This window comes from Streptomyces mirabilis, assembly GCF_039503195.1.
GTDB classification, from domain to species: Bacteria; Actinomycetota; Actinomycetes; order Streptomycetales; family Streptomycetaceae; genus Streptomyces; species Streptomyces mirabilis_D.
Map to the genome: position 1 here is coordinate 8844300 of NZ_JBCJKP010000001.1, position 14329 is coordinate 8858628.

At 70.2% G+C, this 14329-nt stretch carries 9 protein-coding genes and 4 pseudogenes; 2 read left to right on the forward strand and 11 right to left on the reverse strand.

Annotated elements, in window-relative coordinates; genetic code table 11:
- Window positions 1–81: 81 nt before the first annotated feature.
- Window positions 82–2821 (reverse strand): annotated as a pseudogene (locus AAFF41_RS40075) (multifunctional oxoglutarate decarboxylase/oxoglutarate dehydrogenase thiamine pyrophosphate-binding subunit/dihydrolipoyllysine-residue succinyltransferase subunit).
- Window positions 2822–3202: 381 nt separating this feature from the next.
- On the opposite strand from AAFF41_RS40075, the gene AAFF41_RS40080 reads away from it, so the two are divergent.
- Together AAFF41_RS40080 and AAFF41_RS40085 are read left to right on the forward strand one after the other, a co-directional pair.
- Window positions 3203–3619 (forward strand): MarR family winged helix-turn-helix transcriptional regulator, encoded by a 417-nt coding sequence (locus AAFF41_RS40080; protein ID WP_343325557.1) that lies wholly within the window; start codon window positions 3203–3205, stop codon window positions 3617–3619.
- A gap of 301 nt (window positions 3620–3920) precedes the next feature.
- Window positions 3921–4139 (forward strand): annotated as a pseudogene (locus AAFF41_RS40085) (SDR family oxidoreductase); the annotation flags it as partial.
- Between the two features lie 340 nt (window positions 4140–4479).
- Here the strand turns inward: AAFF41_RS40085 and AAFF41_RS40090 are convergent.
- The 10 genes and pseudogenes from AAFF41_RS40090 to AAFF41_RS40135 form a co-directional block, all read right to left on the reverse strand.
- A complete protein-coding gene (locus AAFF41_RS40090) occupies window positions 4480–5355 on the reverse strand; it encodes an ABC transporter substrate-binding protein (protein WP_343325558.1) in 876 nt (291 codons plus the stop codon).
- Window positions 5356–5413: 58 nt separating this feature from the next.
- Window positions 5414–6169: an SDR family NAD(P)-dependent oxidoreductase gene (locus AAFF41_RS40095; RefSeq protein WP_343325559.1), complete on the reverse strand. Its 756-nt coding sequence runs from the start codon at window positions 6167–6169 to the stop codon at window positions 5414–5416.
- Window positions 6166–6849 carry a TetR/AcrR family transcriptional regulator gene (locus AAFF41_RS40100; protein WP_343326430.1) on the reverse strand — a complete coding sequence of 228 codons (684 nt, stop codon included), beginning with the start codon at window positions 6847–6849 and terminating at the stop codon, window positions 6166–6168. The genes AAFF41_RS40095 and AAFF41_RS40100 overlap by 4 nt, the downstream gene beginning before the upstream one ends.
- The gene (locus AAFF41_RS40105) at window positions 6809–9103 is read right to left on the reverse strand and encodes a SpoIIE family protein phosphatase (RefSeq protein WP_343325560.1); all 2295 of its coding nucleotides are present in this window, start codon (window positions 9101–9103) and stop codon (window positions 6809–6811) included. Before AAFF41_RS40105 ends, AAFF41_RS40100 begins: the two co-directional genes overlap by 41 nt.
- A gap of 101 nt (window positions 9104–9204) precedes the next feature.
- A pseudogene (locus AAFF41_RS40110) lies at window positions 9205–10406 on the reverse strand (thiolase family protein).
- On the reverse strand, window positions 10403–11047 hold the full coding sequence (locus tag AAFF41_RS40115) for a CoA transferase subunit B (protein ID WP_343325561.1): 645 nt from the start codon (window positions 11045–11047) through the stop codon (window positions 10403–10405). The pseudogene AAFF41_RS40110 and the gene AAFF41_RS40115 overlap by 4 nt, the downstream one beginning before the upstream one ends.
- Window positions 11047–11801: pseudogene (locus AAFF41_RS40120) on the reverse strand (CoA transferase subunit A). The gene AAFF41_RS40115 and the pseudogene AAFF41_RS40120 overlap by 1 nt, the downstream one beginning before the upstream one ends.
- A gap of 149 nt (window positions 11802–11950) precedes the next feature.
- A complete protein-coding gene (locus AAFF41_RS40125; RefSeq protein WP_343325562.1) occupies window positions 11951–12811 on the reverse strand; it encodes a DMT family transporter in 861 nt (286 codons plus the stop codon).
- A gap of 57 nt (window positions 12812–12868) precedes the next feature.
- Window positions 12869–13294, reverse strand: coding sequence for an SsgA family sporulation/cell division regulator (locus tag AAFF41_RS40130; protein WP_343325563.1), 426 nt, complete (start codon window positions 13292–13294; stop codon window positions 12869–12871).
- Between the two features lie 75 nt (window positions 13295–13369).
- Window positions 13370–14143 carry a sigma-70 family RNA polymerase sigma factor gene (locus tag AAFF41_RS40135; protein WP_425526201.1) on the reverse strand — a complete coding sequence of 258 codons (774 nt, stop codon included), beginning with the start codon at window positions 14141–14143 and terminating at the stop codon, window positions 13370–13372.
- Window positions 14144–14329: the final 186 nt, after the last annotated feature.

The window sequence follows — 14329 nt, forward strand, 5'->3', positions numbered from 1 at the left end:
GCCGCTGCTCCTCCTCGATGCCGCCGTGGTGTCGACGGATACGCGCTGTGGGCAGCCGATGCGCACCGCGCGAGCCGCTGATCACTGGAAGGCCGATGTCACGAGAGTCTTCTGCTCCACGCCGTGCCGGCGGGCCGAGCCGGCCGCGGGCGCGGGCGCCTCGGGCCGGCTCACGCAGTCCACAGCGCGCCGGGTCAGCCGGTGCAGACGCGGAGCGACGAACGACCACGCACCTCTCCGGCTCCTCCTGCACCCACCGCACGTCCGCGGCCGCGGGGAAGCGGGCGAGTTCCGCCGCGAGTTCCTCGTCGGGGAACGGGTAGAGGCGCTCCACGCGGACGATCGCCGTGTCGGTCGAGCCCGCGGCGTGCCGGTGGGCGTCGAGGTCGTAGAAGACCTTGCCCGAGCACAGCAGCACGCGCGAGACACGGGCCGGGTCCGTCGTGTCGTCCGGCAGGACCGGGCGGAAGCCGCCCTGGGTGAACTCGGCCAGGGCGGAGACGGCCGCCTTCGACCGCAGCATCGACTTCGGGGTGAAGACCACCAGTGGCCTGCGGCCGTCCAGCGCCTGCTGCCTGAGCAGATGGAAGTAGTTGCCCGGCAGGGAGGGCGTGGCCACGGTCATGTTGTCCTGCGCGCACAGTTGCAGGAAGCGTTCGATCCGGGCGGACGAGTGGTCGGGGCCCTGGCCCTCCAGTCCGTGGGGCAGCAGCATGGTCACTGCGGAGCGCTGGCCCCACTTCTGCTCGGACGAGGCGATGTACTCGTCGACGACCGTCTGCGCGCCGTTGGCGAAGTCACCGAACTGGGCCTCCCACAGCACCAGGGCTTCCGGACGGGCCTGCGCATAGCCGTACTCGAAGGCCAGTGCCGCCAGTTCGGACAGCATCGAGTCGTACGGTGCGAAGCTCGTGGCCTGCGGGCTGAGGGAGTTCAGCGGCGTGTGCTCCGCGCCGGTGCGCCGGTCGGTCAGTACGGCGTGGCGCTGGCCGAAAGTGCCGCGCCGGGAGTCCTGTCCGGCCAGCCGTACCGGGACGCCGTCCAGCAGCAGCGAACCGATCGCCAGTGTCTCCGCGGTGGCCCAGTCGACGGTGCCGGTGTCGAGCGTCGCCGTGCGCCGGTGGAGCTGCGGCAGGACACGCGGGTGCACGGTGAAGCCCTGCGGCAGGTGGGTCTGCGATGCGATGACCTGACGGGCTGTCGCCTCGTCGATCGCGGTCGCCGTGCGCTGGGCGGCCGCCTGTCCGGCGTCGGCGCAAGGAAGGCCTTCGGCCGGTGCGGGAGCGGGCAGCGCCCGGGTCTCGGCGAAGGCCCGTTCCAGGTGATCCTGGTAGTTGCGGCGGGCACTGTCCACCTGCCGCTCGCCGATGTCCCCGCGGCGTATGAGGGCCGCAGCGTACAGCGTGCGCACCGAATCCTTCGCGTCGATGCGTTCGTACATCATCGGCTGCGTGATGGACGGGTCGTCGACCTCGCTGTGCCGGTGGCGCCGGTAGCAGACCAGATCGACCACGACGTCCTTGTGGAACGTCTGGCGGTAGTCGAAGGCCATCCGTGCGACGCGGTCGACGGCTTCCGGGTCGTCGCCGTTAACGTGGAAGATCGGGGCCTCCACCATCCGTGCCACATGGGTGGCGTACGTGCTCGAACGGCCGTTGGCGGGCAGGGTGGTGAAGCCGACCTGGTTGTTGACGACCACGTGGACCGTCCCGCCCGTGCGGTAGCCCGGCAGTTGCGACATGTTCAGGGTCTCGGCGACCACGCCCTGGCCGGCGAAGGCCGCGTCGCCGTGGAGGACGACCGGCAGTACGGGGAAGAGCTCGCCCTGGTCCCCGGCCAGGTCCTGCTTAGCGCGCACCACGCCCTGGGCCACCGGCCCCACGATCTCCAGGTGCGAGGGGTTCGCCACGACCGAGACGGCGATGGCGCCGCCGTCCAGGGCACGGTAGGTGCCCTCCGCGCCGAGGTGGTACTTCACGTCCCCCGAGCCCTGGACCGACCGGATGTCCACCGCGTCCTCGAACTCGTCGAAGATCTGGCCGTAGGACTTGCCGATGATGCTGGCCAGGACGTTGAGCCGGCCGCGGTGCGCCATCCCGATGACGGCTTCTTGGACACCGTCTTCGATGGCGCGGAGCAACAGGGCGTCGAGCAGCACGATGGCCGACTCGCCGCCCTCGAGCGAGTACCGCTTCTGGCCCACGTACTTGGTCTGCAGGAACGTCTCGAAGGCCTCCGCGGCCCCCAACCGGTAGAGGATCCGCAGCTGTCCGGCACGGTCCGGGCGGCGCCGCAGGTCCTCGACGCGCTGCTGGATCCAGCGGCGTTCCCCGGCGTCCTGGATGTGCATGTACTCGAACCCGGCGGTGCTGCAGTAGAACTCCCGCAATGCGCCCAGCACTTCGTCGAGTGTCATCGTGGTGTGCCCGGCGAACCCGTCCACGGCGAAGTCCTCCGCCCGGTCCGCGTCGTTGAGTCCGAACGCGGCGATGTCGAGTTCCGGATGTGCGAAGGCGGGCCGCGCCATGAGCGGGTCCGTGCCTGCCATCAGGTGCCCGCGCACGCGATAGGCGTGGATGAGCGCCGCGACCCGTACCGCCTTGAGCGCCGCCTCGTCGGTGCCCTTGTGGTGTTGGGCTGAGGCGGGCAGGGAGGCCGCGGCGGCCGGGGACACCAGAGTGGCGAAGAAGTTCCTCCACGTCTCATCGACCGAGCCGGGGTCGTGGAGGTGACGCCGTCGCTGCTCGTCCACGACCCATTCGTTGAGCCCGAAGTCCAGCCCGTGAGCCGCTGCTCGAGCGGTGTCTGATTGCGACGCCATGGCGCGAACGCCTTCTTTCCTCTGCGAAGCCTTGGGATGGCGGACGCGGCTACGGCGGTCGTCCGCCTGCGTGTCAGGTGTTCGAGGACTTCGCAACCGTTGCGGAGCCCGACCCGTTCGACCGCATCGCACTGACGACGCTAGGACGCCGGGAGTGCGGAGACGGATGGCCGGGCGCGCCACGACGGCCTCACATCAGGACATCGGACGGGTGACGGCCTGCTGCCTGCCGTCGTGGCATATTCGGAGTGCGGGCGGGTGACGCCGTCCTGATCCGAGGGCTTCGTGTCCGTCCGGCCCGGGATCGGCGTCGTATGGAATCTGGTTGTGATGCTGCGGCCGCGGGCTTGCGGCCGGAGGAACCGACCCCTGGGAAGGAATATGATCGACTACGATTGGTCGGAGATCACGCGGTGGCAGTTTCCAGGGGTCCTGCGGACCTTGAGTCTCGTGCACGGTGAGTTGCGGGTGCGGCACGGACTGTCGCTCCATGACTACCTCATTCTCGGCGCGCTCGCCGAGGCCGCGAGCGGATCTATGCCCGTTGCCAAGCTGGCGGCGTTCCTCCAGGAATCCGGGGACCGGATGTCCTACCTCCTCAGGGGTCTGCAGGCAGCCGGACTGATTGATCGCCATCGTCGTGCCGGAGACCGCAGGACGGTCGAGGCCACCCTGACCGACGCAGGACGCTCCAGGTTCGCCGCCGCCGAGACGACCGCGCAGGCGCTGATGCGCCAGCACCTCGGTCCGGGACTGGACACCCAGGAGCCGTCCGGCCGATCGTGTGACGTCACTTGATCTGCTCGTTTCCCACGCCACCGGCTGTGGTCGGCGGACGGCACCTGGGCGCGGCTTCTGCGGCGAATCCAGCCCGTGGCCTACAGCGGGCGAGATCGACTGCGACGTCCTTGATCAGCGTTTCCCATTCCATTCACCGGCATCTGCTGGCTCCGTGTCAGGCTCCACGAACGGGCATGGAACCGCCCATCTGCTCATGCCGGGCATTGAGGGAGCCGGCGGTTGCTTCGATGCCCTGTCCCTGTCCGGCGCCGGTACCGCGCGGGTGATCGGCGAAGTCGCCGGACAGGGCATCCACGCTTACGCCTCCCAGGGCATCCGCGTCAACACCGTGGCGCTCGGTGTCATCCCCACCCCGATGCACCCGGTCGAATCCCACGAAGCCCTGGCCAGCATGCACCCGCTCGGGCGCATGGGCGAGATCGACGACGTCGTCAAAGCGATCGTCTATCTCGAGCAGGCCCCTTTGGTCACCGGCGAGATCCTGCATGTCGACGGCAGTCAGAGCGCCGGACACTGAACACCGCTGCCGCCGTGCGCCGCCTGTGCCGGACAAGAGGTTCCGCAACACGCCCACCGGCGACGGCGCGGTCTACGGCAGCTGGGTGTGACACCTGGTGCGTTCCGGGCCAGTTTCCGCACGACCGGCGTGGGCACTTCCGAGGCGGGCTCGGCGTAGTCCGTGACCGTTGTGCTGGTCGCCGGTGGAAGACCGCGGAGGCGGGAGGGCCCTGATCGACGGCGGCCCGGAGGGAGGAAACCCATACCTGAGAAGAACTACGCCGCGGTCGCGGTCACCGGAGTGACACCATCGGCCTGCGGGCCCAGGGCTTCGCACCCTACGACTCGACTCCTGATGCCTAGGCTGTGGCTGCGGTGCGGTAGAACTCGGCCGCGGTGACGGTGGCAGGGACGCCGAGTTCGGCGGCGACCGCGGTGATCGCCTTGTCGCCGACAGCGAGGTCGGCCTGGCCGTCCGTGGTGAAGTACGGCGCGATGAACGTGTCGTAGTGGGCTCGGGCCTCTTCCGCGGTCTGTCCGCCGAGGAACGTCTGCATGTGGCGCACCGTGGTGTCGGGGTCGTCGTGGATCACCCGCAGGGCGCGCCGGTGGGCTCGTACGACGGCTTGGACCGCAGGGTCGTCCGGTGAGATGTAGGTGGGGTCGACGGCCACGCCCACGGTGGGGATCTGGAAGTGGTCGCCGACCCAGGCCAGCACCTGCCAGCCGTGCTCGGCGGCCACCGCCTCCGGTGCCATGGTGCTGCCGACGTAGGCGGCGTCGATGCTGCCGTCGTTGAGCCGGCGCAGATCCATGCCGTAGTCGCCGGGCGAGCGGACGATGGTCTTCACGTCACGGTCCGGGTCAAGGCCGGCCTTTCGCAGCACGATCCGGGCGAATGCGCCGGGCGGGGTGTGCGGGGCGTGGACCGCCAGCCGTCGCCCGGCCAGGTCGGCCAGGGAGGTGGGGCCGGGGCGGGCGAGGAACCAGAACAGCGGGCGGTGGGTGTTGACACTGAGTGCGACCCACGGGGTGCCGTCGGTCAGTCGTGACAGCAGTGCCCGGCCGAGCCCGATGGTGGCGCAGCGGCGCAGCCGTTCCACGTCCCAGGTGCAGCCGTCGCGCAGCGCGACGTGGACACCCTCCTCGGCGTAGTAGTCCTGCTGGTCGGCGATGTAGGCGGCCAGCTCCTCGTGCAGGCCTCGTCCGACGTAGGCCAGGTCGATCGTGTGCATGAACGTCTTTCCTTGATCGTTTAAGGGCTCGGCCGCGTGTGCGGAGGTCAGCGGGGCGTCAGTACATGGCCATGCCGCCGTTGACCGCGGCCGTGGTACCGGTCATGAAGGAGTTGTCCTCGGCGGCGTAGAAGGCGACCGCCTGGGCGACATCGGCCGGGTGGGCCAGGCGGCCCAAGGGGGTGGCGGCCACCTGCCGCTGCCTCGTCGCGTCGTCGAGCACGGCATCGGCGGTTCGGGACTCCACCGGGCCGGGCGAGACGACGTTGACCGTGATGCCCTGCGGGCCGAGTTCCTGGGCGAGATACCGGGCGAACTGCTCGAGTGCGGCCTTGGAAACGCCCAGCGCGATCATGCCCGCCCGAGGCAGGCGGCTGAGTCCGGTGCCGATGTAGATGAGGCGTCCCCACCCTCGTTCGGTCATCGTGGGCAGTACGGCTTTGGTGACCGTGAACGCTGTGTGCATCTCGGCGTCGATCTTGCCGCCCAGTTCTTCCCACGTCATGTCCTGGAACGACTTGACCGCGTACGGGATGAGCGCGTTGTGCACGAGCACGTCGATGCCGCCCCAGGCCGCCCGGACCTGCTCGACCATGCCCTCGATCGCCGACACCTCCCGCACGTCCGCCTGTACGGCCATGGCCCGGCCGCCCGCGGCCTCGATGCCGGCCACGACCTCCTCGGCCGCCTTGCTGCTGCGGAGGTAGTTGACCACCACGGACATCCCTCGTTCGCCGAGGAGCCGCGCGGTGGCGGCGCCGATTCCGCTGCTGGCGCCTGTCACCAGTGCCACCCTGCCGGTCTTCCCGGTCATGGGCCCACCTCCTGATCGTCGTTGCGGGCCGTCGGAATGGCCGCCCGGGGTTGTTCGCCGTCGACGCCCTGGTCTGCCGGGCGGATCGCCCCATAGAGCACGGTATCGACGGTCGCCCGCAGCAGATCGGCCCCGGTCCAGTCCATTTCGTGCGGCAACTGCGAGGTGAGCAGGCGCTCCAGCGCACCGCGGGTGATCTCGCTCAGCAGCTCGGGCGGCGCCGGCAGCAAGCCCTGCCGGTGTCCCTCCCGGAACAGCTCGTCGAGCCGCCGGTAGACCACCGCGTCCACACGCTGCTCCACGTACTGGCGCAGCATCGCCTCGCCCCGCCCGGTCGCGAGCTGAGGCGCGCCGATCCGTCCGAGTTCACTGCCGGCCGCGATCAGGAACCGCTGTACCCGGACACCGAACGGCTGGCCTTCCGTGTCCTCGGCCGCGGCCACCAGCGTGCGCTCCACCGCGGCGAACTGGCGGTCCAGCACTGCGACCAGCAGGCTGCGCTTGTCCGGGAAATGACGGTAGATCGTCTTCTTGCTCATCCCGAGCTCACGGGCGAGATCGTCCATGCTCACCCGTGCGAAACCCGCTCCGAAGAACAGCCGGCCGGCCGCCTCCACGATCGCGTCCGCACGCTGCTCGTCACCTGATGAGGAAACTCGAGAAACGAAATTGGTTTCCATGGTTTTCATCGTTACTCTCCGTCCCTGCGCTGTCAAGGCATGCCGTGCGGCCACGGTGAGGTCCGGCCGGGGCGCGTAATTCGGCGGTGGCCAGCCCGATGAGCAGCAGGGCGATGTCGTCCGTCCGGGGCGCGGTCTGCCGTGCATGGTCGATCAGCGTCGTGGCGAGCCGGTCCATGGGCTGGGCCGAGGCCCGGGCGAGCTGGGTGGCGAGCCCGGACATGGCGTCGTCCATGTCGACCCCGGGAGTCTCGACAAGGCCGTCGGTGTACAGCGCGAGGACGGTGCCGGGCGCCAGCGGGATCTCGGTGGCGGGATAATCCGCGTCGGGGTCGATACCGAGCAGCAGCCCCGGTCGGAGCGGAAGGACCTCGGCGCGGCCGTCCGGGTAGCGGAGGACGGGTGGGGGATGGCCGGCGGTGGAGAGGACGGCTCGTCGGCGTGCGAGGTCGAGATGGGCGTACAGGCAGCTGACGAAGCGGCCCGGGTCCATGGCGACCAGCAGGCGGTTGGCCTGCGCGAGGGCCTGTGGGGGCGTGGCCCCCGAGACGGCGTGGGAGCGGATGGCGGGGCGGACTCGGCCCATGAGCGCGGCGGCGTTGGCGTTGTGGCCCTGGACGTCGCCGATGACCGCGGCCGCGGTGGTGTCGTCGACCCGGACCAGGTCGTAGAAGTCGCCGCCGATGTCCATGCCGCGGACGCTGGGCAGATAGCGGGCCGCCACGTCCAGTCCGGGAAGACGGGGCAGTGAGTCGGGGAGCAGGGCCGCCTGCAGGGTCTTGGCGAGTTCGTTGCTAGTGTCGTACAGGCGGGCCCGTTCCAGCGCCTGCGCGATCAGTCCCGCGAGCGCGATGAAGACGACCCGCTGCTGGTCGGGAAAGGGGTGGGGCCGGTCGAAGGCGAACACGCACGAGCCCACCGGACGCCCGGAGGCGATCAGCGGCAGAAACGCCCAGGCGTGCAGACCCTTCTGGTGCGGGGCGGGCGGGTAGGCCCGGGACAGCTCGTCGAAGGACGCGAAGAAGCTGGGCACGCCGGTGGCGAGGACCCGGACCGCGGGTGCCGGGTGGGTCAGCGGCACGCCGTCGAAGTGTTCGAGCAGCGAGGGGTTGTAGCCGCTGCGGCCGATGACACGCATTCTGCCGTCCTCGGCCGCGAGCAGAGCGACGGTCCGGGCTCCGAACGCCGGAAGCATCTCCCCGGTGACCAGATCGACCACGTCTGAGACGCCCACGGTTTCCGACAGGGCGGCGGCCAGGTGCAGCACCCGGTACACCTCGCCCAAGCGGATCGGCTCGCCCTGGAACGTCTCCGTCATGGTGGGCCCCGGCTGCGAGTCCCCACCCGGACCGGTCGGCGCTATGCGGACGCTCACCCCCGAGCCGTCGGGATAGAGCTCGAACGCGAGCCACTGGTCCGGCGGGTGCATGGCGGTGTAGTAGCCGGGCTTCCGGCTGACCACGGTGGCGCGGAAGTAGTCCTCGAAGGCCAGGTCAGCGCACCAGGGCAAGGACTGCCAGGGACGCGTGCCGATCAGATCGCCGGGGCTGCTCGCGCCCAGTAGGGCGGCGGCGGTGGCGCTGACGTAGGTGAACCTGCCCTCGAGGTCGAGGGAGCAACTGCCCCAGGGCAGCCGCTCGACGAGGTCGGCCGCGGCGAGTGCCTCGGCCGGCCCCCGCTTGCCGGCGGGCGGCTGGACCAGGGTGCGGGGTGTGGGTCCCGGGCCGACGGCGTGGCCGGTGCCTGCGGCGTCCCGCAGGAACCGGCCCAGGCGCCGACCGGCGGCACGGACCCGTTCAGGGCTCGGGCCGTCGGCACGGGTGGAGCCGGCGCCGGGCCAGAACAGAAGCAGCGCGCCCCAGACCGTGGTGCCGGTGAGGAGCGGTGCCGCGGCCACCGCATGATGGTAGGGCAGGGCGATCGCCGTGCGGGGATAGCGACGGGCGAGTTCCTCCGGGTCGCCGAGCCAGACGAGCCGCCGCTCGCGCACCGCATCGGCCACGGGAAAGCGGCTCGACAGCGGGACCCCGAACCAGGGCGCGAGATACTCCGCCGGAATGCCTGCGGTCACCTCCAGCCGCAGGGTCTGGCCGTCGGATGCCAGCAGGAAGACCGCTCCCGCGTGCATGCCCGTGTCGCGCACGGCGAACTCCAGCAGCCGGTCCAGCTCGGCACGGCGCAGCGACCCGGCGGTGGGTGAAGGGGAGCGGGACCCGTGGGGCTGCGCCGCGCCGCCTTCCCGCATGGCGCACATATCAGTACCGTACGTCCGCACCCGCCGACCTCGCGCGGAGGCCGCTGCCGATTCCCGGCCCGGACGTTGTTCCCCACGACGGTCTGCTCGCCCCGTTCGTGTCAGCGTTCGAGGACGAGGGCGAGGCCCTGGCCCACGCCGATGCAGAGGGTGGCGACGCCCGTGCCGGAGCCGCGGCGGGCGAGCTGGTGGGCGACGGTGCCGACGAGGCGGGCGCCGGAGGCGCCGAGGGGGTGGCCGAGCGCGATGGCGCCGCCCTGCGGGTTGAGGATCGCCGGGTCGAACTCTGGCCATTCGGCGAGACAGCCGAGGACCTGGGCGGCGAAGGCCTCGTTCAGCTCCAGTACGTCGACATCGGCCAAGGTCCGGGCGACCTTGGCCAGGGCCCGGTCGACGGCCTCGACGGGGGCGAGGCCGAAGTAGTCGGGGTCGATCGCGGAGACTCCGGTCGCGCAGACGCGTGCCAGCGGCTCGCGGCCGATGGCCTTCACACCCTCCTCGTCGGCCAGCAGCAGGGCGGCGGCGCCGTCGTTGAGGGGGAGGCGTTGCCGGCGGTGACCGTGCCCTGCTTGGTACGGAAGGACGGCTTGAGCCTTGTCATCGCCGCGAGGGAGGCGTTTGGGCGTACGCACTCGTCGGCCGCGAACAGCTGGGGGCCGCCGTTGCGCTGCGGGACCGGGACGGGCACCAACTCGGCGTCGAACAGGCCCTGTTCCTGGGCGGCTGCGGCCTTCTGGTGGCTGTGCAGGGCGAACTCGTCCTGCTGCTCACGGCCGATCTTGTGCTTCTCGGCGATCAGCTCGGCCGACTCCCCGAGAGGGATGGTCCATTGCGGGTTCATCGCCGGGTTCACCATGCGCCAGCCCAGCGTGGTGGAGTACAGCTCGGCGTGGGCAGCCGGGAACGACCTGTCGTTCTTGGGCAGCACGTAGGGGGCGCGGGTCATGGACTCCACGCCGCCGGCGATGGCGACGGAGGCGTCGCCGACAGCGATGGCGCGGGCGGCCTGGATGACGGCTTCGAGTCCGGAGGCGCACAGCCGGTTGACCGTCGCCCCGGGCACGCTGGTGGGCAGGACGGCGAGCAGGGCGGCCATGCGGGCCACGTTGCGGTTCTCCTCGCCGGCGCCGTTGGCGTTGCCGAGGTACACGTCCTCGATGCGCGCAGGGTCCAACTGGGGTATGCCGGAGAGGAGTTCGCGGATGGCGTGGGCAGCCAGGTCGTCGGGGCGCACCGAGGCCAGGCCGCCGCTGTAGCGCCCGATCGGCGTGCGCACGGCGTCGACGATGTAGACGGGGTTCACAGCAGGCCCTCCGTGACGGTCAGCTTGGCGTCGGTCTTGGCGATGATCTCCTCGACGTCGACGGAAGGTGCGCACTCGACCAGCACAAGCCCCTCGTCGGTGACGTCGAGGACACCGAGATCGGTGATGATCCGGTTCACGCAGTGCTTCCCGGTCAGCGGCAGCGTGCACTCGGTGCGGATCTTCGGCGAGCCGTCCTTGGCTGTGTGCGTCATGACGACGATGACCGTGCGGGCGCCGTGGACCAGGTCCATCGCACCGCCGATCCCCGTGATCATCTTTCCGGGGATCGCCCAGTTCGCCAGGTCCCCCTGCTCGGAGACCTGCATGGCACCCAGCACCGCGACGTCGATGTGCCCGCCGCGGATCATTGCGAAGGACAGTGCGGAGTCGAAGAAGGAGGCGCCGGGCAGGACGGTGGCGGTCTCCTTGCCGGCGTTGATCAGGTCCGGGTCGACCTCGTCCGCACCCGGGTAGGGGCCGGTGCCCAGGATGCCGTTCTCCGACTCGAGGATCACCTCCGCCCCTGGCGGCAGGTAGGTGGGGATCAGCGTGGGCAGGCCGATGCCGAGATTGACGTACTGGCCGTCGCGCAGCTCACGCGCGGAGCGGGCGGCCATCTCCTCACGAGTCCAGGCCATCAGCTGGTCACCGTCCGCCGCTCGATCTTCTTGTCCGCCGCCTGCTGCGGGGTGAGGGCCAGCACCCGCTGGACGAAGATGCCGGGCAGGTGCACCGCGTCCGGATCGATCTCGCCGGGCTCGACCAGCTCCTCCACCTCCGCGATCGTGACCCTGCCAGCCATGGCCGCGAGGGGGTTGAAGTTGCGGGCGGACTTGCTGAACACCAGGTTTCCGTGCCGGTCGCCCTGCGCCGCCCGGACCAGCGCGAAGTCCGTGCGGATGCCGCGTTCGAGCACGTACTCGGTGCCGTCGAAGACCCGTACCTCCTTGGCCGGCGAGGCCAGTGCGACCCCGCCGGAGCCGTTGTAGCGCCAGGGCAGCCCGCCTTCGCGACCTGCGTCCCCACCCCGGCCGGGGTGTAAAAGGCGGGGATGCCCGCGCCGCCGGCGCGCAGCCGTTCGGCGAGCGTGCCCTGCGGGATCAGCTCCACCTCCAGCTCACCGGACAGGTACTGCCGCGCGAACTCCTTGTTCGCCCCGACATACGATCCCGTCACCCGTCCGATCCGGCCCGCCGAGAGCAGTACCGCCAGGCCCGAATCCATTGCCCCGCAGTTGTTCGAGACGACCGACAGCCCGCCGACGCCCCGCTCGAACAGGGCCTGGATCAGCACGTTCGGCGCACCACTCAATCCGAACCCGCCCACGGCCAACGACGCTCCATCCGGCACATCCGCCACGCCCTCCAGGGCCGTATTGACCAATTTCCCCATATCTTTCGGATCTCCAGATGCTCGCGTGAATTCTGTGTCCATCGCGGAGTGTTTTACGCCGCCGACATGTCCGCCCGATGTGCATTCAGCCTGCCGGGGCCGTCCGCCAAGGGTTGTGCTGTCGGCCGCTCTCGCACGAATCGGGTATTTCACATTCCTGCGAGAACGAGATGCTGACGTGACAGGCGGGCGACCCCGTACGCCACCAGCGCGAGCCCGAACACCTGGAGGGTCAGCCACCAGCCACCACGCAGTCTTTCCCCGTAGAGGGTGACGCCGAGCGCCAGGCTCACCAGTGTGTCCCCGAGGGTCAGGGCAGGCTGGGAGGCGACCAGCGGTCCGGACTGCATGGCGTTCTCCAGCAGGAACAGGGCGCACACGCCGAGGGCTGCAAAAGCATAGGTCTGCCATGCGGTGAAGAAGGCACCCATACCCTGGCGGGCGAGGGCGGCGGTCGAGGACTTCATGAGCGCGGCGGTGAGGGAGTAGGAGACGGCGGCGGCCAGGCCCATGCACGCGGCGCGCGCCGCGCCGTTGGGCAGCCTGACCGCGACGCTGCACAGCACCACCACCGCGAGCAGGCAGCAGGTCAGCACCGCTGTCCACCGAGCCGCGGGGATCCCGAGAGTGCCACCGGTCGGCGCGGCCGCGAACAACGCCAGGCACAGGCCGCCCCCGATACTGGCGACGGGCACCCAGCCGGCCCGGGGCAACGGGCGCCCGAGGACGATGCTCGCGAGCAGCAGCACGAACGGCAACTCCAGCATGAAGAGCGGCTGTACGACCGCCAGGGCGCCGGTGGCCAGCGCGGCGCCCTGGAACATCGCCGAGAGGGCGACCCCACCTATGCCGAGCAGCCAGGCCGGTGTGCGCAGCAGGTCCCACATCAGGCCGATGCGCAGACCGCTGGACTGCGGGACGACGGTGGCGGCCCGGCGCTGCATCACGGTTCCCAGTGCGTTGGTTGCCGCTGCGAGCAGAGCGAAGATCGGCGACAGCACGGTCAACATCGTGGTCTCCTGTCCCGAGGTCGCATTGATCGATGATCGATCGATCGTGCTTGTGGGTCAGTGCTCTGCGAGAATAAGCATCAGTTGGGCGTCCAGGTCGACATGCACGTGCTCGGTGCCCGGTGACACCACCGCATCGGTGCGTTGCAGGAACTCCGTCACCACCGGCCAGGGGAACATGAGGTCCGCCCGTCCTGCGGGCGGCGTGAGGACGATCTGCACCATGTGCTGTCCCTGGTGCCAAGCAGGGCGCAGGCGGACGTCGCCGATACCGACTGGCTGGAGCAGCCCCTCTCTCAGGAGCTCACGGGCGAAGAACCACTCGGCCGCCCGGTCACCGCCGAGGCGGAAGGTCGCACGGACCGCGTAGGGATCGTCGGGACGATAGCCCAGTCGCGTGGACACGAGTACCGTCGAGCCGTCCGGCATGACGAGGAGTGCACATACCTCGGCATCGACGGCACCGGTGCTGGGTCTCGGCATCTCTTCCTCACTCATTCGGTACGGGAGTCGAGCCCTCCGGCCCGGGGCTGTCCCGGACACCGGGCCGGAGGGCTGTCAAGGGTGTTCCATGCGCTCTTGGAACACCGCTGCCCCCTGCATGCATCCCGCCTTCCGCCGCCGTCCCGGGTGACCTCGCTCACCAGCCCGTGGTGCGGACCCACTGCCTCGAACGTGGCCCGCCGGGACGAGACAGTGCTCCTGGGCATAGCCCTCCAGCAGCGAGCGCAGCCGTCGGTGACCTCGGTGCAGTCGGGACAGCACGGTGCCGACGGGAGTCTGCATGATGTCGGCGATCTCACGGGTGGTGAAGCCCTCGACGTCGAAGAGGTACACCGCCGTTCGGAAGTATTCCGGGACGGCTTGCAGCGCCGCCTTGACGTCCGAGTCGGGCAGGTGGTCGAGCGCCTCGGCCTCGGCGGAGCGCAGTCCCGACGAGGTGTGCGAGGCCGCGCGGGCGATCTGCCAGTCCTCGATCGCCGTCGTGTCGTCGCGTTGCGGTCGCCTGCGTTGACTGCGGCGGTAGTTGAGGAACGTGGTGGTGAGGATGCGGTACAGCCAGGCCCTGAGATTCGTGCCCTCGCGGAACTGGTGGAACGAGGCGTAGGCCCGGGCGTACGTCTCCTGGAGCAGGTCCTCGGCGTCGGTCGGACTGCCGGTCATCCGCACGGCGGCCGCGAAAAGCCGGTCACGGTGTACCAGTGCCGGTTCGAAGCGGGCCTGCATGTCGTGGTCCGCCACGGCCTTCGCGTCCTCATCGGTCTTCCCCGTCGCCGCCGGACTCAGCGGGATGTCGGGGTCGGGCTCGCAGTCGGGTCCGGTTCCGGTCATGGTGCCTCCTGGGGTGGGGACGACGGCCGGATCTCAGCCGTCGATCAGGTGCGCGCCGGACCGGTCCGCATCTGGTCCGGGAGACGCACGGACAGCGGCCGTATTCCTGGGTTCGGCACCCCCCGACCTGAACCCTCGTCGCTCGTGAATGCGGACCCGTCGGACGCCGTTCCGGTGACCTCGACC